This window comes from Streptomyces synnematoformans, assembly GCF_039531005.1.
Classification (GTDB): Bacteria; Actinomycetota; Actinomycetes; order Streptomycetales; family Streptomycetaceae; genus Streptomyces; species Streptomyces synnematoformans.
This window is the reverse complement of the sequence record NZ_BAAAPF010000002.1, coordinates 78,071-97,798: the sequence shown is the minus strand read 5'-3', so window position 1 is coordinate 97,798 and position 19,728 is coordinate 78,071. Positions and strand designations below refer to the sequence as shown.

At 73.3% G+C, this 19,728-nt stretch carries 18 protein-coding genes; 12 read left to right on the top strand and 6 right to left on the bottom strand.

Annotated elements, in window-relative coordinates; all coding sequences use genetic code 11:
* The first annotated feature begins 115 nt into the window (after nt 1-115).
* Genes ABD317_RS01200 through ABD317_RS01190 form a run of 3 tightly spaced genes read left to right on the top strand, consistent with a single transcriptional unit; the run spans nt 116 to nt 2,297 of the window.
* Nucleotides 116-1,174 (top strand): aromatic ring-hydroxylating dioxygenase subunit alpha, encoded by a 1,059-nt coding sequence (locus tag ABD317_RS01200; protein ID WP_344286858.1) that lies wholly within the window; start codon nt 116-118, stop codon nt 1,172-1,174.
* Complete coding sequence (locus ABD317_RS01195) at nt 1,171-1,329, top strand: hypothetical protein (protein WP_199788926.1); 159 nt, start codon at nt 1,171-1,173, stop codon at nt 1,327-1,329. The genes ABD317_RS01200 and ABD317_RS01195 overlap by 4 nt, the downstream gene beginning before the upstream one ends.
* Entirely contained in the window at nt 1,326-2,297 is a 972-nt protein-coding gene (locus ABD317_RS01190) for a PDR/VanB family oxidoreductase (protein WP_344286855.1), read from the top strand. The genes ABD317_RS01195 and ABD317_RS01190 overlap by 4 nt, the downstream gene beginning before the upstream one ends.
* Before the next feature lie 4 nt (nt 2,298-2,301).
* On the opposite strand, the gene ABD317_RS01185 is transcribed toward ABD317_RS01190, so the two are convergent.
* Entirely contained in the window at nt 2,302-2,982 is a 681-nt protein-coding gene (locus ABD317_RS01185; protein ID WP_344286853.1) for a cytidylate kinase family protein, read from the bottom strand.
* Between the two features lie 79 nt (nt 2,983-3,061).
* Here ABD317_RS01185 and ABD317_RS01180 point away from each other — a divergent pair, with 79 nt between their 5' ends.
* The 9 genes from ABD317_RS01180 (at nt 3,062) to ABD317_RS01140 (ending at nt 14,159) form a co-directional block, all read left to right on the top strand.
* Entirely contained in the window at nt 3,062-3,595 is a 534-nt protein-coding gene (locus ABD317_RS01180; protein WP_344286851.1) for a nucleotide exchange factor GrpE, read from the top strand.
* On the top strand, nt 3,595-5,211 hold the full coding sequence (locus ABD317_RS01175) for an Hsp70 family protein (RefSeq protein ID WP_344286849.1): 1,617 nt from the start codon (nt 3,595-3,597) through the stop codon (nt 5,209-5,211). Before ABD317_RS01180 ends, ABD317_RS01175 begins: the two co-directional genes overlap by 1 nt.
* Nucleotides 5,212-5,234: 23 nt before the next feature.
* Nucleotides 5,235-5,447 (top strand): DUF2997 domain-containing protein, encoded by a 213-nt coding sequence (locus tag ABD317_RS01170; RefSeq protein ID WP_344286847.1) that lies wholly within the window; start codon nt 5,235-5,237, stop codon nt 5,445-5,447.
* Complete coding sequence (locus tag ABD317_RS01165) at nt 5,444-6,022, top strand: 4Fe-4S single cluster domain-containing protein (protein WP_344286845.1); 579 nt, start codon at nt 5,444-5,446, stop codon at nt 6,020-6,022. The genes ABD317_RS01170 and ABD317_RS01165 overlap by 4 nt, the downstream gene beginning before the upstream one ends.
* 9 nt (nt 6,023-6,031) lie before the next feature.
* A complete protein-coding gene (locus tag ABD317_RS01160) occupies nt 6,032-8,227 on the top strand; it encodes a WD40 repeat domain-containing protein (protein WP_344286843.1) in 2,196 nt (731 codons plus the stop codon).
* On the top strand, nt 8,224-10,143 hold the full coding sequence (locus ABD317_RS01155; protein WP_344286841.1) for a WD40 repeat domain-containing protein: 1,920 nt from the start codon (nt 8,224-8,226) through the stop codon (nt 10,141-10,143). The genes ABD317_RS01160 and ABD317_RS01155 overlap by 4 nt, the downstream gene beginning before the upstream one ends.
* Nucleotides 10,140-12,089, top strand: a complete 1,950-nt coding sequence (locus ABD317_RS01150) for a WD40 repeat domain-containing protein (protein WP_344286839.1) — start codon at nt 10,140-10,142, stop codon at nt 12,087-12,089. Before ABD317_RS01155 ends, ABD317_RS01150 begins: the two co-directional genes overlap by 4 nt.
* A gap of 75 nt (nt 12,090-12,164) precedes the next feature.
* Nucleotides 12,165-13,739 carry an AAA family ATPase gene (locus tag ABD317_RS01145; RefSeq protein ID WP_344286837.1) on the top strand — a complete coding sequence of 525 codons (1,575 nt, stop codon included), beginning with the start codon at nt 12,165-12,167 and terminating at the stop codon, nt 13,737-13,739.
* Nucleotides 13,740-13,781: 42 nt separating this feature from the next.
* Nucleotides 13,782-14,159 carry a DUF1257 domain-containing protein gene (locus ABD317_RS01140; RefSeq protein WP_344286835.1) on the top strand — a complete coding sequence of 126 codons (378 nt, stop codon included), beginning with the start codon at nt 13,782-13,784 and terminating at the stop codon, nt 14,157-14,159.
* Nucleotides 14,160-14,213: 54 nt separating this feature from the next.
* Here the strand turns inward: ABD317_RS01140 and ABD317_RS01135 are convergent, their stop codons facing one another.
* The 5 genes from ABD317_RS01135 to ABD317_RS01115 all read right to left on the bottom strand — a co-directional run bounded on the left by ABD317_RS01135 (nt 14,214) and on the right by ABD317_RS01115 (nt 19,710).
* Nucleotides 14,214-15,866 carry an AMP-binding protein gene (locus ABD317_RS01135; RefSeq protein ID WP_344286833.1) on the bottom strand — a complete coding sequence of 551 codons (1,653 nt, stop codon included), beginning with the start codon at nt 15,864-15,866 and terminating at the stop codon, nt 14,214-14,216.
* A gap of 57 nt (nt 15,867-15,923) precedes the next feature.
* A complete protein-coding gene (locus tag ABD317_RS01130) occupies nt 15,924-16,910 on the bottom strand; it encodes a fatty acid desaturase family protein (protein WP_344286831.1) in 987 nt (328 codons plus the stop codon).
* Nucleotides 16,911-17,117: 207 nt separating this feature from the next.
* Complete coding sequence (locus ABD317_RS01125; RefSeq protein ID WP_344286829.1) at nt 17,118-17,771, bottom strand: DUF1707 SHOCT-like domain-containing protein; 654 nt, start codon at nt 17,769-17,771, stop codon at nt 17,118-17,120.
* 683 nt (nt 17,772-18,454) lie between these two features.
* Entirely contained in the window at nt 18,455-19,147 is a 693-nt protein-coding gene (locus ABD317_RS01120) for a hypothetical protein (protein ID WP_344286827.1), read from the bottom strand.
* Nucleotides 19,144-19,710, bottom strand: coding sequence for a SigE family RNA polymerase sigma factor (locus ABD317_RS01115; RefSeq protein WP_344286825.1), 567 nt, complete (start codon nt 19,708-19,710; stop codon nt 19,144-19,146). Before ABD317_RS01115 ends, ABD317_RS01120 begins: the two co-directional genes overlap by 4 nt.
* Between the last annotated feature and the right edge of the window lie 18 nt (nt 19,711-19,728).

The following is a 19,728-nucleotide window of genomic DNA, read 5'->3' as shown; positions in this document are numbered from 1 at the left end:
GGGAGGCTTTCCACCGGGCGGAAGTCCCGTTGCCCGCCGGCGCCGGCCGTCACGACGCTGACCGCAGGACCCCCGGCGGAGCGGAGCGGCTCCGCCCCGCAGCGAGGAGAGCGCCATGACCGCATTCCCCAGGAACCAGTGGTACGTCGCCGCATACGGCAGCGAGGTGGGCCGGGAACTGCTCGGCCGGACGGTCCTCGGCGAGCCGATCGCCTTCTACCGGACCGCGGACGGCGCGGGCGAGGTCGTCGCCCTGGCCGACCGCTGCGTGCACCGCCGCTACCCGCTGTCGCAGGGCCGGCTGGACGGCGACACGCTGGTGTGCGGATACCACGGCTTCACCTACGACAGGACCGGCGCCTGCGTCTTCGTCCCCGGGCAGAAGCGCGTTCCGCGCACCGCCCGCGTGGCGGCGTACCCCGTCGTGGAGCAGGACTCCCTCGTCTGGGTCTGGATCGGCGAGCCCGCCCTCGCGGACCCGCGGGCCGTGCCGCGGGCGCCGCATCTGGCGGGCCCGGGGTGGACCTCGGTCAGCGGCATGGAGCCCGTCGACTGCGACTTCGGGCTGCTGGTCGACAACCTGCTGGACCTCTCCCACGAGACGTACCTGCACGGCGGCTACATCGGCACCCCCGAGGTCGCCGAGACGCCGATCACCACGGAGGTCGACGAGGGCGCCGGCATCGTACGCGTCAGCCGGCACATGGACGACGCCGCGTGCCCGTCGTTCTACGCCCGCTCCACCGGGATCGAGGGCCGCATCACCCGCTGGCAGGACATCGAATACCACGCGCCCTGCCTGTACCTGCTGCACAGCCGCGTCGCCCCCGTCGGCGTCCTGCCGAACCCGGACGGCACCGACCCGGACGCCTTCCACATCGAGATCACCTACGCCATCACCCCGTCCGCCCCCGGCAGGGTCTACGACTTCTGGGCCGTCTCCCGGGACTTCGCCCGGGACGATCCGGAGGTCACCACCGTCCTGCGGGACCTCAACCACACCGTGGTGATGCAGGACGTCGACGCGCTCACCATCCTGCAGCGGGCCCTGGACGCCGAGCCGGCCGGCGGCCAGGAGCTGAGCATCAACATCGACACGGGCGGCCTCGCGGCCCGGCGCATCCTCGCGCGGCTGGCCGAGGAGGGCGCGGCGCCCGGGGAGCGCGTCTCGTGAGCGGCGGCCCCGGCACCGAGGTGTTCCGCGTCGACTGGCTGCCGGGCACGGACCTCCTGCACGGCGTGTGCCACTGCGGCGCCGAGCACGTCGCGCAGGACCCCGTCGAGATGTGGCGGTGGATGCTCGCCCACCCCGTGGGGCACACGGCATGACCGAGCCCGCCCTGGACCTCGTCGTCGCCGGCAGGCGCCGGGCGGCCGACGGGGTCCTCGCGCTCACCCTCCGCCACCCCGCGGACGAGGAGTTGCCCGCCTGGCGGCCGGGGGCGCACGTGGACCTGCTGCTGCCCGCCGGGCGCGTACGGCAGTACTCGCTGTGCTCGGACCCGGCGGACCGCCGCCGCTGGCGGATCGCGGTGCTGCGCGAGCGGGGCGGGCGCGGAGGCTCCGCCTACGTGCACGACCACCTGCCGGTGGGCGCGCCGGTACGGGTGCGCGGGCCCCGCAACGCGTTCGCGCTCCACCCGGCGCCGCGCTACCGGTTCGTCGCCGGCGGCATCGGGATCGCCCCGATCCTGCCGATGGTCGCCGCGGCGGACGCGGCCGGCGCGGACTGGTCGCTGCTCTACGGCGGCCGCACCCGCGCCGCCATGTCCTTCACCGGCGAACTGGCCGGCTACGGCGACCGCGTCGCCGTCGTCCCCCAGGACGAGTCGGGCCTGCCCGACCTCGCGCCGCACCTGGGCGCGCCGCGGCCGGACACCCTCGTCTACTGCTGCGGGCCGGCGCCGCTGCTGGACGCGGTGGCCGGCCTGTGCGGCTCCTGGCCGGCGGGAGCGCTCCACACGGAGCGCTTCCAGCCGCGCACGTCCCCGGACGCCTCTCCGGACACGTCCCGGGACACCGGCCCCGACCACGCCTTCGAGCTGGTGCTCGCGCGCTCCGGCCGCACCCTCGCCGTGCCCGCGGACGCCTCCGTGCTCGACACCGTACGGGCGGCGGGCGTCGAGGTGCTCTTCTCCTGCACCGAGGGCACCTGCGGCACCTGCGAGACCGACGTCCTCGAAGGCACGCCGGACCACCGCGACTCGCTGCTCACCGAAGAGGAGCGGCAGGCGGGCGACACGATGATGATCTGCGTCTCGCGCTGCCGCGGGACCCGCCTGGTGCTCGATCTCTGATCTCTCACCGGACTTCCCAGGCCGGCCGGTGGAGCCGATCGTTGTACACGATGATGTCGGCGCGGCCGGCCGGGCGGGCCGTGGCGAAGTAGAGCTGCTGGGCGGGGATGTAGCGGTGGCGCCAGGACCGCTCGATCTCGGCGGCGCCGGCGGCGGACCCGGCCAGCGCCGCACTCCGGTCCCTGGCGCGGTCCACCGTCTGCGCGAAGGGGACGGACACGAAGACGCGCAGGTCCCACCGGTCGACGAGTTCCGGGCGCAGGAGGAACACGCCGTCGAAGAGCAGGACGGCGTCCGCGGGGGCGGTCGCGACCGGCGGGGACGAGGCGGTGTCGGTGTCCGCGTCGTAGACCGCGTGCCGGAACCTCCGGTCCCCGCCCGGGCCCAGCGGATCGAGCAGGACCCGGCACAGCGCGGCGCGGTCGTGGGCATCGAAGTAGCAGCCTTCGGCCGAGTACCGGCCGCGCCGGTAGCGCCGGGCACGGGGGACGAGGAAGTCGTCGACGGTCGCGCGGATGACGGCGCGGTCCTCCGCGCGCAGGACGGCGGCGAGTTCGTCGGCCAGCATGGTCTTGCCGGCGGCGGGCGGCCCGTCGACGGCGACCCGCAGCGGGTGCGCGGCCGTGACGGACCTGATCGCCTCGGCCAGCATGCTGATCAGCTCGCCACGGGTGCCTTGTCCCATTGCCGCCTCTCCGGGGTGGGGCGTAAGCGCAAGCACGGGTCTCTGGTTCCCGCCGGGTCGCCTCTGTATGTTCTGTCGCGTGTGGGAAGGATTCCGCAGGCGCAGGAGGACACGGCGACACGGGGCCGGGCGGGGGCGGGAGTTGGAGCTGGAGCGGCAGCTCCAGGAGTGCCGGCTGGCGCTGGCCGAGCGCGATCAGTCGGTACGCCGACTGCGCGCCGACCTGGACCGCGCCCGGGACGCGTCCGGGGACGAGGCCGTACGGCAGGGGCACGCCCGGGTCGAGGAGCTGGTGGAGGCCATGGGAGCCGCGCTGGTGCAGCTGGCCACGCAGGCCCAGCTGCACCGCAACGGCACCGTGGAGGTGCGTGCGGACGACGTGGTCGCGGTCGGCGCGCGACTGATGCGGTCGTTGTCCGCGGCCGGTGTGGACACGCTCGGCACGCTCGACGAGGAAGTCGCGTTCGATCCCGGCCGGCACGATCCCCTGAGCATGAGCAGCGCACCGGAGGCGGGGGCACGGGTGCGGATCCGGGTGGTCGGCCTGCGCTACCGGGACCGCGTGCTGCGCCGGGCCGGGGTCGAACCGGTCGTCGCGGACCGGGAGTCCTGATGGCGGGTCGTCTGGGCATCGACTTCGGTACCAGCAACACCGTGGTCGCGCTCTGGGACGACGCGGCCGGTCGGGGATCGGCCGTGCGCCTGACCGACTACGGGCGATCGTTCGGCCAGGGTGACGACCGGGTGCCCGTGGTGCCCTCCCTGATCCATTACGCCGGGGACCGCCGCCGGCTCCTCGGCGAACAGGTCCTGGCCCGCAACCTCTACCACGCCGCCGGCACGTTCCGGTGGATGAAACGCTACGTCGGCAACCGCAGCCCCCTGACGATGGCCGCGAACGGGCGGCAGGTCTCCCCCGCCGAAGCCGGCCGCGACTTCCTGTCCGCCGTGCTGGCGTTCGCCGCGGTCGAGACGGGAGCCGAGGGCGAGGAGGTCGCGCTGACCGCGCCGGTGGAGTCGTTCGAGCACTACGAGAACTGGCTGGGCGAGGTCGCCGAGGCCGCGGGTCTTACCCGGTACCGGCTGATCGACGAGCCGTCCGCGGCGGCGCTGGGCTACTGCGCGCACATCCAGCCCGGACACGTCTACCTGATGTTCGACTTCGGCGGCGGAACGGTGCAGGCCGCCGTGGTCCGGGTGCAGGACGAGGAGGAGCGCGCGGCGACCGGGCGTACCTGCCGGGTGCTCGGCAAGGCCGGCGACGAGCTGGGGGGCGCCACCGTCGACCAGTGGATCTTCGAGGAACTGCTGGCGCGCAACGACCGCCACGACAGCGACGACGAGGTGCGCCGCATCAGCCGCGCGCTGCTGGTGGAGTGCGAGCGCGCGAAGGAGGCACTGTCCGCGCGGGAACACGCCGAGATCAGCGTGCTGGACCCGGACACCGGCGCGGTACTCGGCCTCGAACTGGTCCGGGACGGCGCCCCGCGGGGCGATCAGCGGCTCGTGTCGTTCGAGGAACTGCTGGACCGCCGGGAGCTGTTCTCCCGGATCGACCGCGTGGTCCGCAGGGCGCTGCGGGACGCGTCGACCCGGGGCTACGACGAAGACGACCTGGCCGCCGTGCTGATGGTCGGCGGAAGCAGCCTGATCCCCTCGGTACGGCGGACGCTGGAGCGGATCTTCGGGCGCGACCGGGTGCTCTCCGAGCGCCCGCTGGACGCGGTCGCGCGCGGGGCGGCCGCGTTCGCCGCCGGCACCGACTTCTACGACCACATCCAGCACGACTACGCGGTGCGCTGGTTCGACCGGCAGGCCGGGCGGTACGAATACCGCACCTGCGTCACCGCGGGCACCGCCTACCCGAGCACCGAGCCGGTGCACAGCATGACCGTGAACGCCACGCACGACGGACAGACCGAGCTGGGTATCGCGATCTACGAGCTGAGCCGCCATCGCGGCGGCGACGGCGGAAACACCGAGCTGGTGTGCGACCCGTCCGGGGCGTGGCGGGTGCGCGCGGCGCCGGCCGACGAGGACCGCCACCGATTCTGGGTGAACGAGAAGAGCCCGACGTTCCTGCGCGCCGATCCCGCCGCGACGGCGGGGCAGGCCCGGTTCCGGGTCGAGTTCGGCATCGACGGCAACAAACGGTTGCTGCTGACGGCTTACGACCTCGTCAGCGGGCGGCTGACACACCGGGACTTCCCGGTGGTGAAGCTGACCTGACCTGCGGGAGTGAGGAGAACACCGTGGAGTTCCAGGAGATCGAGGTGACGATAGCGCCCGACGGAACGGCACGGATCGAGGTACGCGGCGTCGCCGGCGGCGGCTGCCTCGACGTGACGGCCGCCCTGGAGAAGGCGCTCGGCGGCGAGGTCGTCAGCCGCGAACTCACCGCGGACGCCTACGCGGTGGCCGGCGAGCAGGTGCCGGACCACCTCCGGCGCGGGCCGCAGACGTGACCGTACCCGGGTGGCTGCGGATGCACGGCTTCGAACCGTTCAGCGCCGCCAACGGACCGGGCACCCGGGCCGTCATCTGGGTGCAGGGCTGCACCCTGTCCTGCCCCGGCTGCTTCAACCCGGAGACGCATGCGCGGGCAGGCGAGGAGGTCGAGGAGGTCGAGGTGGCCGAGCTGTACGACCGCGTGGCCGGGCTCGCGGACCGGGTCGAGGGCGTCACGATCACCGGCGGCGAGCCGCTGCAGCAGCGCGGCGCCGTACTGGAACTGCTGCGGCGGATACGTGGCGGCACGGGCCTGTCGACGATCCTGTTCACCGGCTACGACTGGCCCGAGGTGCGGCGGATGCGCGAGCTTGACGAACTGCGCCGCTGTGTCGATGTGCTGCTGGCCGGCCGGTACCGGGAGGACCGGCGGGTCGCGAGCGGACTGCGGGGGTCGGACAACAAGACCGTCCGGCTGTTCTCGGAGCGCTACACCCGCGCCGATCTCGACGCCGTGCCCGAGGCCGAGGTCATCGTGCGCCCCGACGGCCGGGTGACCCTGACGGGCATCGACCCGCCCACGGGGTGGTGAGGAGCCGCGATGCGCGACGACAAGGTGGAGCGGCTCGCCCGCATTCTTGAATCCGGCGGGTCGATGCTGATCTCGCCGCGACGCGCGGCGAGTCGGCTGGCCAGGGCGGGAACGGTGGGCGCCGTACGCGCCCTGGCCGAGGAGCTGGCCAGAAGCCACGACCACGGCGGCCACGAGGTCGCCCGGCGGGCGCTGGCGCGGCTGGACAACCAGGACGCGATCGACGCGGCGTGCCACGTCTGGAGCTATCGGCGCAGCACCGAACTCGACCGACTGGTGGAGCAGAACGGCTGGATCGCCTCGCATCCGCCGTATGTTCGGGCACGCACCGCGCTGCGGGCCGGCCGCCCGGATGCGCTGGACGGCGATGAGCTGACCGTGGAGTCGCTGATCACCATCGCCGACCTCGACCTCGACCCGGAGCTACGCGCCCGGGCCGCCGCCGCGCTGGCCGGGCTGAGCACCCAGGAGGCCCGCGAGCACGTGTGTGCGGCGGCCATCGACGACGGGAGCCCGGTGGCGCTCGGCGCGGCCCTCGCCGGCGGGTTCACGCCGAAGGACCCCGGCCGCCGCGCCGTGCTCCTGTTCCTCACCGAACAGCTGGACGCCTACGGGCAGCTGGACTTCGACGGGCGCCTGCTGCGGGCCGCGCACGGCGCGGCGGACCCGTACCTGCGCGCCCGGCTGGCCGCGGTGGCGCGGAAGACCGGTCGGCTGGACTGGGTGCGCGCGGTGACGCTCCACCGCTCCGACGAGCGGCTCGTGGAGCTGTCCGTCGACGAGTGGGACACCTCGCGCGCCACGCTCGTCGGCGCCGGGCGGTGGGCGGACCTGTGGCGGCTGGCGCTGGCCGCACCCCCGGCCTGGGCGGTACGCCTCCTGCAGGATCTCGGCCGCTCCGGCTGGCGCCCGCGGCCGGCGGCGGAGCGCGCCGATTTCGAGGCGCTCGTCGGGCTCGCCGAACGGTGCAGCCGGCATCCGGTGGACGGGCCGCTACTCGAACCCGAAGGAGGCCGCGCGGTACGTGCCCTCGCCGTCTCCGGCGACGGCGAGGTGCTCGCCGCCGGCGGCGATGACGGCGTGGTCACGGTGTGGTCGCTGCCCGAGGTGAGGCAGCTCCGGCGGATCGACGCGAGCCCCGGCACCGTCACGTCGATCGTCGTCGAGGGCGGCACGCTGGTCGCGGCAGGTTCGGCCGGGATGACGTCCTGGCGGCTACGGGACGGCGCGGAGCTGCAGCGGGTGTATGAAACGCGGGCGAATCTCGTGCTCTCGCCGGACGGCACCACGCTGTTCTCCATGAGCTACGACGGCAAGCCCGCCGTCTGGGAGTGGCCGGGGCTGCGTAAGGTCCGTACCGCCGAAGACTTCTACGGCTCCATGTCCCACGTCGTGGCGACCCCGGGCCGGGAACTCGCAGCCGGCCTCGACCGGTGGGGCATCAGGGTGTGGGAACTGCCGTCCGGCCGCCTGCTGGACCGGATCGGCGGCAACGGCCCGCTCGCGCTCGCACCGGACGGCGGCCTGCTGGCGGGCACGCCGGGACGGCAGCCGCCGCCCCCCGCGCAGCGCGGCGACATCGCGCTGTGGCACCTGCCTTCCGGCGAGGCCGTAGGCGAACTCACCGGGCACGACGGAAACATCACCTGCCTGACGATCACCCCGGACGGCAGCCTGCTGGCCAGTGCGGGCCGCGAAGGGACGGTGCGCCTGTGGCGGTTGCCGTCCGGTGAGCCGGCGGGAGTGATCGACATCCACGAGCGCCCGGTCCAGTGGGAGCTGGGGAGCGGGAACGAGGTCGGTCGTCTCGCGGTCACGGCGGACAGCCGCTTCCTGATCGCAGGCAGCCGCAACGGCTGCCTGCGGTCGTGGCGGCTGCCCTCTGGGCAACCCGTCGAAGCCCCGCTGGGGCTCAGGTCCGAAGTCACCGCGCTGGCGGTGACGCCCGGCGGATACGTGGTCGCCGCGAGCAACGCCGGTGCGGTCCGGCTGTGGCAGCCCGCGGTCCTGTCGCGGGCTGGTACCCCGGCTGGCCGGCTCGGGCCCGCTGAGGTCGAGCGGTTACGGGCGTCCACGGGCGCTGCGGGCCAGGGGCCCTGGGTGGATCTCATGGAACGGATGGTCAGGCGCCGGCACCGGCACGACGTGGAGATCGCCGACGAGTCGGCCGCGGCCGCCGCAACCGACATCGAGCTCCGGGAGTGACCGGCGCCGAGAGCGACGAGGTCGCCCGGCTGGCCGCCGAAGCAGGCTCCTCCCGCCGAGCGCTGTTCGGCGCCCGGCGGCGGCGCCGCGCGGCGCACCGCCTGGCCGCTCTGCGCACACCGGCCGCCGTGCGGGCGCTGGCGGCCGCCTATGCCGGAAGCCCGGATCGCACGGTGGTGACGATCGCGGCGGACGGGCTGACCGGGCTCGACGACCAGGCGGAGATCGACGCGCTGTGCGAGGTGGTGCTCACCACCGACAGCGAGCGGTTGACCCACCTGGTCACGTCCGCCGGGTACCGGCATTCCGACCCGGCCCGCCGCGCGCTGCTGCTGTTCCTGACGGGGCGGTTCGAGGAGTACGCCGAACTGGACTTCGACGGCAGCGCGCTGGCCGCCGCCCGTACGGCCGCCGACGACTCGCTGCGCGCGCGGCTCGCCGAGCGGGCCCGGGAGTCCGGACGTGTCGAATGGGTCCGCGCGGCCGTCGGCACCGGCCGCCGTGACACCGCGGTGAAGCTGTCCGACGCGGAGTGGGACGCCGCGATCGACATACTCCTGGCCGCCGGCAGACCGGCGCAGCTGTGGCAGCTCGCCTTGCAAGCGCCGCTGTCCTGGTCGGTACGCATCCTGTACGAACTGCACCGGTACGACTGGCAACCGGACGCAGGGCCCGGCCGGGCCCGCTACCGTGAGCTGACCACGCTGGCCCGGCAGTGCGCCGGGAACCCGGCCAGGGGAGACGACGACGCGCTGGCGCTGCCCGGACGCGTCGGCACGGTCAATCGCCTGGTGACCACGCCGGACGGCCGCCTGCTCGCGGCCGCGGGCTACGGCGGTGTGCGACTGTGGCACCTGCCCACCGGCGAACCGGCAGGTCAGCTGGCCGACGGGCACTGGTTCAACCTGGTGGTCCTCCCGGACGGGAACCATCTGGCCGGCAGCAGACTCCGCGAGACGGCGCTGTGGCGGCTGCCCTCGGGTGAGAAGGTCGGCGCCGTGCGCACCTCGCAGCGCGCGGCCTCGTCGGCCGTGCTGCTGGCGACGTCGGACGAGGAGCTGCTGATCGCCTCCGGCGGGACCGTGTACCGGTGGCGCCGCCCCTGGGGCCCGACGACCGACGAGGTCGAAGCCGATGCGGTCTCTCACGCCGTGCGGTCCGCGTCCGACGGCCGTTTCTGCGTCGCCGGGGGCACCCGCCTGCCGCCGTGCATCGAAAGCGCTTTGTCCGCGACCGGTGCCCTGCGCCCTGTTCCGTCGGTCCAGGGCACCCCGCTGGTCCCGACCGGCAACGACGTCACCGTCTTCTGGCTGTGGCGGACGTCTGCACCGCAGTCCGCGGGCGTGCTGTCGGGATACACCGGGTCGCTGGCGCACCTGGCCGTGACGGCGGACGGTACTCTGCTCGCCAGAGGCGGATCGGACCGTAAGATCCGGCTGTCGCGGATGCCCTCGGACGAGCCGGCCGGGGTCCTGACCGGCCACAAAAGGCGGGTGACGGCTCTTGCCATGTCCGCGGACGGGGACACGCTGGCAAGCGGCGACGCCGGCGGAACGGTCCGGCTGTGGCGGCTGCCCTCCGGCGAACCCGCCGGGGTCCGCAACGAACACGACCGGCAGGTCACCGAGATCGTGTTCACCCCGGACGGCGGATCGCTGGTCAGCGGCGACGGTCGGGGCAGCCTGTGGCTGCGGCACCTCTGGCATCCGGAGCTGACGGCGCTCTGCCGGCTCCCGGCCCGTGACCTGCACCCCGGGCGGCTCAACACGCTGCGGCGAAAGGCGCGGTCCGCGCCGGAGCGTCCGTGGGTCGACGTGATCTCCGCATTGGTGCGGTACGGCCATCGGGACGACATCGAGGTCGCCGACACCGGCCGGATCCGGGGCACGACCGACATCGAGGTGAGCGACGGATGAGCGACGACCTGATCGGTGGCGGAGGTGTGTTCCGGGCGCGCCGCCGCCGTCGCGACGTACGACGGCTTGCCGAAGCGGGCACACCGGACGCTGCCCGCACGCTGGTCGAGGTGCTGCTGCGCGCCGCGGACGGACAGCTCGCGGAGATCGCCGAACGCGGTCTGCGCCAGCTCACCGACCAGGCCGCGATCGACGCGCTGTGCGAGGCACCGCTGGAGTACGACGACACGCGGCTGACCACGTTGATCGACGAGGCCGGCCACCGGCACTCCGACCCCGCCCGGCGGGCGACCCTGCTGTTCCTGGCCGGTGACTTCGACGCGTACGCCGAACTCGACTTCGACGGCACGATGCTGGCCGCGGCGCGGGCCGTCGCCGACGGCCCGTTGCGTACCCGGCTGGCAGCGCGCGCCCGCGAGTCCGGTCGGCTCGAATGGGTGCGGGCGATCGCCCCCGCACGCCCCGGTCCCGACGCCGCGGCCGACGTGTCGGAGGCGGAATGGGACGCCGCGGTCGGCATCCTCACCGCCACCGGGCGTCTGGACGAGCTGTGGCGGCTGGTGCAGCACGCCCCGCCGGTCTGGGGTGCGCACATCCTCGGCGAGCTGGACCGGCGGGGATGGCGACCGACCGACGGCCCGGACGCCGACGGTTTCGCCGAGCTGACCACGCTGGCCGGCGCCTGCTCGGGCTGCCCCGGTGCGGGCGTGCTCGACCCCGAGCCGGCCCAGTGGGATGCCTACGGGACCGGGGAGGTCAGCCTTTCGTTCACCACGGACGGCTCGGCCCTCGTCGCCGGCAAGAACGATGGCTTCCACGGCGCATGGTGGCTCGACGAGGAGAACCAGCCCACGCACCACGTGACCGGCACGGACGACCTCGACGGAGTCAACGACGTCCTAGCCGTGCCGGTCACCGACGCGGTGGCGGTCGCCGGCATGACGGGTTCGCGGATCTGCCGGCCGGAGCGGGCACCCGTCAAGGGCATACGGGCCCTCTCGCCCGATCACCCGAGACTTGCCCTCGACCTGGCCGCCACGTCGGACGGCCGGCTCGTGGTCGGTGCAAGTGCTGGCGTGGTGGTGTGGCGACCACCGTGGCAGGAACCGGATCTTCTGCCGCACACCGAGCAGTTGCACGGGGTCGCCGTGTCGCCCGCGGGTGGCGGGTGCGCGGCCGGCTTCGTGTTGAACAAGCCGACCGTGTTGCTGTGGAACCTGACCGCCGGCGGCTCCCCGACTCCCCTGACCGGGCACAAGGGCCAGGTGCACTGCCTCGCAACGACACCGGACGGCCGACTACTGATCAGCGGTGGCAGCGACGGCACCATTCGGCTCTGGCACCTGCCCTCCGGTGAACCGGCCGGCGTCATCAGCTCCGGGCACACCAGCTTGGAGATGCGCCTGGCGGTGACTCCGGACGGCGGCCTGCTCGTCTCTGCCGGAGTCGAGGGTGCGTTGCGGCTGTGGCACCTGCCCTCGGGAGCGCCCGCAGGCGTCCTGACCGAGGACGGGCCATGGGTGACGTGCCTCACGATCCGGCCGGACGGGAGGTTGCTGGCCACCGCCGACTCCGACATGACCGTACGGCTGTGGCACCTGCCCTCAGGGGAGGCCGCCGGCACCCTGACGGGCCCCACCGGAGACAGGCTGCTCAGCGACCTGGCGTTCTCTCCCGACGGCACCCCGGCTCGCCGGCGGCTGGGAGCCTATGGAGTCCGCCGAGGACGGCGACATCCTGCTGTGGCGCCTGTGCCACCCGGCGCTGTGGACAGCGACCCGGACTCCCGTCGGCGCGCTCGGCACCGACGCGTACGACCTGCCGGCGGCCGTGACCGACGACCGGGAACGCGCCTGGGCGCGGCTCGTCGCCGGGCTGGTGCGGTGGCGCCGGCGGCACGACGTCGAGCTGGGCGACGTCACGCCCGGCGCACCCGGCGGCAGTGACATCGAGATCGACCGGGGACCGTCCGGTCGGCTACGTTCATGAGGCTGGTCGGCGAAGGGACCGGGGGGTGTTCGGTGGGATTCGAGAACGACCTCGACCTGTATCTGCGCGCGCGGTACACCCTGATCGTGGCCGTGACGGTGGAGGAGGAGCGGGCGTTGGAGGCGGTTCGCGCCGTGTGCGAACGCGGCCGCCGCCGGTGCCTCGCGTGGGATCTCGCCGACGGGTTCGAGGCGCTGCACGCGGACGGCCAGAGCGGGTCCCTGCCCACCGCCCGCGACCCGATCTCGGTGATCGAGCAGGTGGAGAAGGCCGAGGACGGCACCGTCTTCGTCCTCAAGGACTTCCACGACTGCTGGAGCAACCCGCAGGTGAAACGCAAGCTGCGCAGCGCGGCGCAGCGGCTGAAGTTCACCCGCAAGTCGGTCATCGTCATCTCGCCGAACCGCACGGTGCCCGAGGAGCTGCGCGACGAGGCCGTGGTGCTTGCTCTGCCGCTACCGGACCGCGGGCAGCTGGACGAGGTGCTGGGCGGGCTGACGGCGACCCCGGGCGTGAAGGTCGGCCTCACCCCGGCGGGCCGGGAGAAGCTCGGGCAGGCGGCGCTCGGGATGACGGCCGCGCAGGCACGCCGCGCGTACGCCAAGGCGATCGTCCGGGACAACGCGCTCGACGAACGGCACATCGAGGCCGTGGTGCAGGAGAAGAAGGACATCATCAGGGAGAGCGAGGCGCTGGAGTTCTATCCGGTGCACGAGACCCCCGACGACGTGGGCGGGCTGGACGTGCTCAAGCAGTGGCTGCGGCTGCGGGAGCGGGCGTTCACCGAGGAGGCCCGCGACTACGGCCTGCCCGCGCCCAAGGGCATCGCGCTGATCGGGATTCCGGGCACCGGCAAGAGCCTCACGGCCAAAATGATCGGTGGCCTGTGGCGGCTTCCACTGCTGCGGCTGGACGTCGGCGCGCTGTTCGGTTCCCTGGTCGGGGAGGCCGAGGAGCGGACGCGCCGCGCGCTGCGGCTCGCGGAGACGGTCGCGCCGTGCGTGGTGTGGATCGACGAGATGGAGAAGGCGCTCGCGCACGGCGGCGGCGACTCCGGCACCAGCACCAGGGTGTTCGGCACCATCCTGACCTGGATGCAGGAGAAGACCGCGCCGTGCTTCGTCGTCGGCACCGCCAACGACGTCGCCAGCCTGCCGCCCGAGGTCCTGCGCAAGGGCCGGTTCGACGAGATCTTCTTCCTCGACCTGCCGACCGCCGGCGAGCGCGCGGAGATCGTCGAGGTGCACCTGCGTAAACGCAGGAGGCTGCCGGCGGACTTCGACGTCACGTCCCTGGCCCGCGACTCGGAGGGGTACGTGGGCGCGGAGATCGAACAGGCCGTCGTGGACGCCATGTACGTGGGGTTCAACGCGGACCGCGAGTTCACCACCGACGACATACACACCGCGCTGGCCCGGCAGGTGCCGCTGTCGGTGTCGCAGCGCGAGACGATCGGCGCGCTGCGTGCCTGGCTGCGGGAGGGCCGGGCGCAGTCGGCGTCGTTCGCCGAGACGAGGGAGGCCGAGAGCAAGTTCGTCGTTCCCCTCGACCCGCTGGAGCCCTACGAGCCCTACGAGCCTGACGAGCCCGATGAAGACCAGGAGTGACGGAGTCGCCGCATGTCCCATTTCAGCGTGCTCACTACGGCATTGACCGATACGGACGCCCTGTGCGCCGCCCTCGCGGACGTCGGGTACGGCGACGTCGAGGTGCACGACACCGCGCAGCCGCTGTACGGCTACCGCGGCGACCTGCGGGAGAACACGGCACACGTCATCGTCCGGCGCGTACACGTCGGCCGGCTGTCGAACGACATCGGTTTCCGCCACGAAGAGGACGGCCGCTTCAGCGCCGTCATCAGCGACTACGACCGCCACAAGCACGGCACGGCCTGGCTGGACCGGCTCACCGCCCGCCACGCCTACCACGTCACCGCGGCCCGGCTCACCGAGGAGGGCTTCCACCTCGCCGAGGAGACCACCGAACGGGACGGCACCGTACGCATGGTCCTGCGCCGGGTGCGGTAGGCGGTCGGCGCGGGGGCGGTGCGGTGGGGTGCGGTGGGGTGCGGGCCGTACGGGCTACGTCGCGGCCGCGCCCGCGGCTCTGGCGCGGAGCGTGCGTTTGTCGACCTTGCCGAGGTGTGTTCGGGGCAGCTCGGGCAGCAGTTCGAGGCGGGACGGCTGGTACCACTCCGTCATGCCCCGGGAGGTGAGGTACGCGCGCAGCTCCGCGAGGGTGGGCGGGTCGTCCGCGTCTTCCGGCACCACCACGGCGCAGGGCAGTTCGGAGTGCTCCGGGTCGGGGTAGCCGACGAGCGCCGCGTCGCGGACCCGCGGGTGGTCGCGCAGCTCGTCCTCCACGTCCTGGACGGGGATCAGCTGGGAGTCGGATCCCTTGACCCGGTCCGCCGCGCGGCCGCGGAACCGCAGGCCGCCGCGGCCGTCGTCGTCGACCAGGTCTCCGGTGGCGTACCAGCCGTCGGTGCTCGCGCTGCTCCAGCGCAGCCGCCCGGTGTCGCGCTCGGCGGTGGCCAGGCAGGCGGCGGGGCTGCGGACGAAGAGGTGGGAGGTGCCGTCGCCCGCGGGCTCCAGGCGCAGTTCGACTCCCGGCATGGCGCGGCCCATGCTCAGCGCCGGCCAGTCGTCGGGGTCGTCGACGGCGGTGGCCGTGCCGCCGCCGAGTTCGGTCATCCCCCACTCGTTGACGAGGCGTTCGCACACGGTGGCGCGGATACGGGGCACGAGCGTGCGGGGCAGCGGGGTACCCACGCTGACCACGGTGCGCAGCGTGCCGAGCGGCCGGGGGGCGCGGCGCTGTTCGGCGACGAGTTGCGCGAGGGCCCAGGGCACGGCGAGCAGCACCTGCGTGCCGTTGCGGGCGAGCATGTCGAGGTAGGCGCCGGGGTCCCAGACGTCGGCGAAGTGCGCCGGGGCGCGGTGGACGAGCGGGGCGAGCGCCAGGTTGCACAGGCCGACCGAGTGGCTGATCCCGCCGGGTGTCGTCCGTGACGCCGCCGCACCGTTCTCGCGGCGGGGTGCGGTTTTGACGGCGGCGTAGAGGGTGTTGGGGCTGTGCAGAACGGCGGTCGGGGCGCCCGCCGTGCCGGAGGTGAACACGATGACGGAGGTCTGGTCGGGGTGCAGGGGCGCGGGGTCCGGTGCCGGGTCGGCGGCCTCCAGCAGCCGCGTGGTGAAGGAGAGCGCGCCGGTGACCGCCGCGGCCCCGAGGACGATGCGGTGCCGCAGCCGGGGCAGCCGCCCGGCCGCCGCGGCGGCCGCCACGGACTCCGCGGGCCTCGCGCCTTCCCACTCGTTCACCAGCACGCAGGCGCGGGCCCGGGTGCCGGCCAGGACGCGCTCCAGTTCCCGCGGGCCGGTGCTCTGCGGGACGAGCGCGGCGACGATGCCGAGCCGGTCGCAGGCGAGGGCGAGCGCCGCGGTCTCCCACCGGCTGGGGAGCTGGACGGCCAGCACGTCCCCGCGGCCCAGGCCCAGCGCGCCCAGCCCGGCGGCGACCCGCTCCACCCGGTCGCTGAGCTGACGGTACGTCAGGGGGACGTCGCGTCCTTCGCGTACCCGGTGACCGACCAGCGCGACCTGATCGGGCGTCTCGCGGGCGGCGCGCAGCAGGTCCCCGGTGAAGCCGCCGTCCCGCCAGTGCCCGGCCGCGCGGTGCGCCGCGGCGGCCGAGTCGGCGGGACGTACGCCGGACAGCAGCGCGTGCATGGGCATGAACTCCTCCTGGGGACGTGGCCCGCGGCGGCAGGCGTACGGAACGGCGGGCGGCGCTCAGGCGGCCGCACCGCCGGCGCGCTCGGCGCCGAGGCGGGCGGTGGCCGCGTTCAGGCGCGCGACGATGTCCTCGATCACGCACGGTTGGTCCGGCGTGGATCTGCGCCGGAAGAAGAAGCCGCTGCACCAGGGCGTCTCGCCCCATCGGTCCAGGCTCCGGGCGGCCAGGGCGGCGGCCTCGGGGAGCCGGCGCCAGGGGATCTGCGGGCACCAGTGGTGAATCGGGTGGTACATGTCGTCGAGGTGGTTGCCGAGCAGGTGCCGGGTGAGCCAGTGCGAGGTCCAGCCGCGGGTCTGCAGCAGCGGGTCCGTGTTCTCGATGACGCCGGCGTGATTGCCCAGGTCGGTCAGCCAGTTGACGACGGGCCTGACGAAGAGCGCGGGCAGCACCCAGTACAGCAGGAAGTACGGCGCGGCACCGAGCGGCCAGCACACGGCCACGACGCCCGCCCACAAGCCCGTCCGTGCCGCGAACGCCCGCCACGGCTCGTCCGGGGCCCTGGTGACCAGGGTGAGGACGGCGTTCTTCGGCAGGTGCCAGACGGCGTTGCGCGCAACAGCCCGCAGGACGAAGGAGCGCCGCGTGGGCTTGGCCGCACGGATGTTGCCGGCCCGGTAGGACTGGAACATCGGGTCCTCGTCGGAGCCGAGCTTGGCGTGGTGGACCAGGTGGCTGTTGCGGTAGGGCAGGAAGCCCTCGCCGAGGAGCGCCGTCAGCACGTACCCGACGAGGCGGTTTCCCCTCCGGCCGGCGAGCAGCTTGGAGTGGACGCATTCGTGGACCAGGTTCGCCAGGTGGCGCTGGCGTATGCCGATGTAGCCGGCGGCCAGCAGCGGGCCCCAGACGTGCCCGGCGAGGGTGCCGAGCGAGGCCGCCGCCGCGATGGCCGCGAGGTCCACCACGACGTCGCGCATCCCCACGGTGGGACGGCCGCAGAGGGCTTCCAGCTCGGTGACGAGTTCCCGGCCCAGGACCCGGCGCATCTGCCCCGAGGCTCCGGTTCCGTATCGCGTGCGGCACCGCGGCGCGGGCCGCCGCGCGGTGCGGGGGGTCCTCATGCTCATCCGGCTCCTCCTGACGCAGGGGCGCGGCATGGGAGTGGCGAGCGCCTCACCACCACGTGACGCTAGAAATCATAAAAGGTCAGGATTCGGGATGAGTGCGGTGATTCGGCCGTTCGGGGTGGTGACCTACCGCTGCGCTTCCGGAGAGCTGCGCGGCAGCCACCGGCGGAGCGTCCGGCGCGGGGGCCGTACCACCACGCGGCCGTGGATCTTCTGCCCGACCAGCTCCACCCGCAGCGTGACCGGCGCGCCGGGGGCCACGGGCGGCTGACGGTGCGTCATCTTGCTGTGGAGCAGCTGCAGCCCGTCAGTGTCGACCACGATGCCCGGCCCGGTCACCAGCGTCAGGGTCTTGCCCATCATGGCGACCTCGATCCGCAGGGTGTCCTGCGTGATCACCGCCTCGCTGAAGTCGAGCGTCACCTCGCAGTACGTCACGGCGAGCTGCATCCTGCGCGGCACCACCCAGCGGCCCTCGCGCCTGACCGGGCCGCTGTGGAGCTGCTCGATCCGTACCAGGTCCTTCACCTCCGCCCCCGCCGTGCGGGCGGCGGCCGGCAGGGGCGGCAGGTCGGCGGTGAGTGCGGTCAGTTCGCTCCGCGTCCGCGCCGACAGCGCCGCTTCCAGGCGCTGGTCCAGCTCCGCCGCTGTCAGCAGGCCCTCCCCCGCCGCGATCCGCAGCACGTCCACCACCCGGTCCCGGTCGGCGTGCGAGGCGCGCAGCTCCGGCGGCGAGCCGGGGGCGGCGTGCTCCCCGGCGGGCGAGGTCTCTCCCGACATGCTTCCGTCCTGATCCCGTCTGACGATGCGCGCGGTACGGCGGCGGCGCGAGCGTACGGCTAACGCTATATCGCGACATAGATCCGGCCAAGCCCGCCCGGGAGAGACGTGGCCCCCGGCGTTGATGGTCTCGGTCGAAACTCGACCGAGACCGCGCGTGGGTGCCATGGTCGTGTCCGAGGGGCGGGTTGACCATTATGCCCACGCCTTCGCCCTCGCACGGAGAACATCACCGGCCTGGGGGTGATACGTCTCCGCACTGATTCCAGCGTCCTGCCAGACGGAGGCGACGACAGTCCTTGGTCACCCGCACGGGCGCCCAAGGACTGTCGCCATACCCGGCGCCGGATTGAGCGGGCACACCACGGCCATCCGCCGTCCTCGTGACAGCACCGGACACCGGTGCCGGTATCCGGATAGGACATCTCGGTTTCGTCGACGATCCCAGCGAGCTTCCGCGGCCGAACTGCGGGGCTGACGGTGCACCCTCGCTCGCTCACGGCCCGAGTCCGCTGCCGGACGCCGGCCTCGGCTGATGGCGCGTTCGGACCACGACGGTCCTCTCCGCGGCAACGGGGTCAGAAATCACGTCGGCGACAGACCTGTGATCCGCCGGTCGCTGATGATCGCTGTACGAGACGTGCTCCCCCGCCACACGACCATGACGGACGACCAGGAGCTCGTTAGCCGATGCCGGGCTTGGCCGCGTCGGTCACGGCGACGGTTTCGCCGAAGTCAGCCAGCTGCCGGTCGGACCAGCCCAGTCTCGCGGGAGCCTGGATGTGGACCCAGTTGCCGTTGTCGTCCTGGTAGTGGAGGACGGCTTGGTCGCGGTGGGTGACGACGCCGGGCCACTCCCCCACCTGAACCGGTGTGCCGTCGTCCGGGAGTTTCTTCTGCTCGCTCTTGGAGTACACGGTGACGACCAGTTTCCCCACGAAATTGTCAGGATGGGTGGTGTCGCCGTCCGGCGCGATCGTGAGGGAGAACTCGTTCGAGCCCTGGACGAACCATCCGTCGGGCACCTTGTCGACGATGAAGCCGTCCGGTTGCTCACCGGACCACGCCACCAGGCTCACTCCGGTGCTCTGCCGCGTCGGAGAGTCGCCCGGCTGGGCAGGACCGGTCACGCGGTCGCGGCCGGCGTCAGCGGGACCAGCGGGGTCGGTGTCGACCGCGTCGGTCCAGACGAGCGCCGAGCCGGCCAGGACGCCGGCCGCGAGCGTGGCTCCGACGGACGAGGCGATCAGGCGCGTGCGCCGCTTCCGTGCCAAGCCGGCCCGGCCGCGCTGCACGTCGGCTTCGATCGTTTCCGCCGATGGGCCGACCTCGGTCGACCGCGCCGCATCGGCCAACAGCCGTTCGATGTCACTCATGTGTGATTCCTTCGAGCCTCGGTTGGTGTCGGGACAGCGGGGCCGCGCGTCTCGTCGGGCGACGATTCGGACAGAGCCGCCCGCAGCCGATCCAGGCCGTGAGCGGTTTGGCTCTTGACGTTGCCCTCGCTGCAGCCCAGGGCATCGGCGGTGTCCGCGACGCTCACGTCGAGTACGTGTCGGAGAATGACGGTGGCCCGCATCCGAGGCGGCAGTTCGGCCAGCGCCCGGAAGACAGCCGCGTCCGGGTCTGTTGGAGCAGGCTGGACAACGGCGACGTCGGGGGGCTCGGCGTAGGCCTCCTCGTGTCGGGTGTGCGACCGGCGCCGGTCGTCTATGTGGGCGTTGGTCAGGATCTTGCGGGCGTACTGCTCCCGGGTGCCGGCGCGAATCCTCCGCCAGTTCAGGTACATCCGCAGCAACACGGTCTGTACGAGGTCCTCGGCCCGGTGCGAGTTGCCTGCGGAGAGCAGCGTCGCGGCACGCAGGAGCGAGGGCCTGCTGTGGGCGACGAAGGTGCGGAACTCGTCCTCCCAGGCAGCTGAGTCACGTTTCCACCTCATGCCCCTTGTACGTACGGG

Coding starts and splice junctions, on each gene's coding strand:
- ABD317_RS01150 (WP_344286839.1), top strand. CDS start 10,140: ATGAGCGACGACCTGATCGGTGGCGGAGGTGTGTTCCGGGCGCGCCGC.
- ABD317_RS01185 (WP_344286853.1), bottom strand. CDS start 2,982: ATGGGACAAGGCACCCGTGGCGAGCTGATCAGCATGCTGGCCGAGGCG.
- ABD317_RS01190 (WP_344286855.1), top strand. CDS start 1,326: ATGACCGAGCCCGCCCTGGACCTCGTCGTCGCCGGCAGGCGCCGGGCG.
- ABD317_RS01130 (WP_344286831.1), bottom strand. CDS start 16,910: ATGCGCCGGGTCCTGGGCCGGGAACTCGTCACCGAGCTGGAAGCCCTC.
- ABD317_RS01200 (WP_344286858.1), top strand. CDS start 116: ATGACCGCATTCCCCAGGAACCAGTGGTACGTCGCCGCATACGGCAGC.
- ABD317_RS01125 (WP_344286829.1), bottom strand. CDS start 17,771: ATGTCGGGAGAGACCTCGCCCGCCGGGGAGCACGCCGCCCCCGGCTCG.
- ABD317_RS01160 (WP_344286843.1), top strand. CDS start 6,032: ATGCGCGACGACAAGGTGGAGCGGCTCGCCCGCATTCTTGAATCCGGC.
- ABD317_RS01175 (WP_344286849.1), top strand. CDS start 3,595: ATGGCGGGTCGTCTGGGCATCGACTTCGGTACCAGCAACACCGTGGTC.
- ABD317_RS01115 (WP_344286825.1), bottom strand. CDS start 19,710: ATGAGGTGGAAACGTGACTCAGCTGCCTGGGAGGACGAGTTCCGCACC.
- ABD317_RS01135 (WP_344286833.1), bottom strand. CDS start 15,866: ATGCCCATGCACGCGCTGCTGTCCGGCGTACGTCCCGCCGACTCGGCC.
- ABD317_RS01120 (WP_344286827.1), bottom strand. CDS start 19,147: ATGAGTGACATCGAACGGCTGTTGGCCGATGCGGCGCGGTCGACCGAG.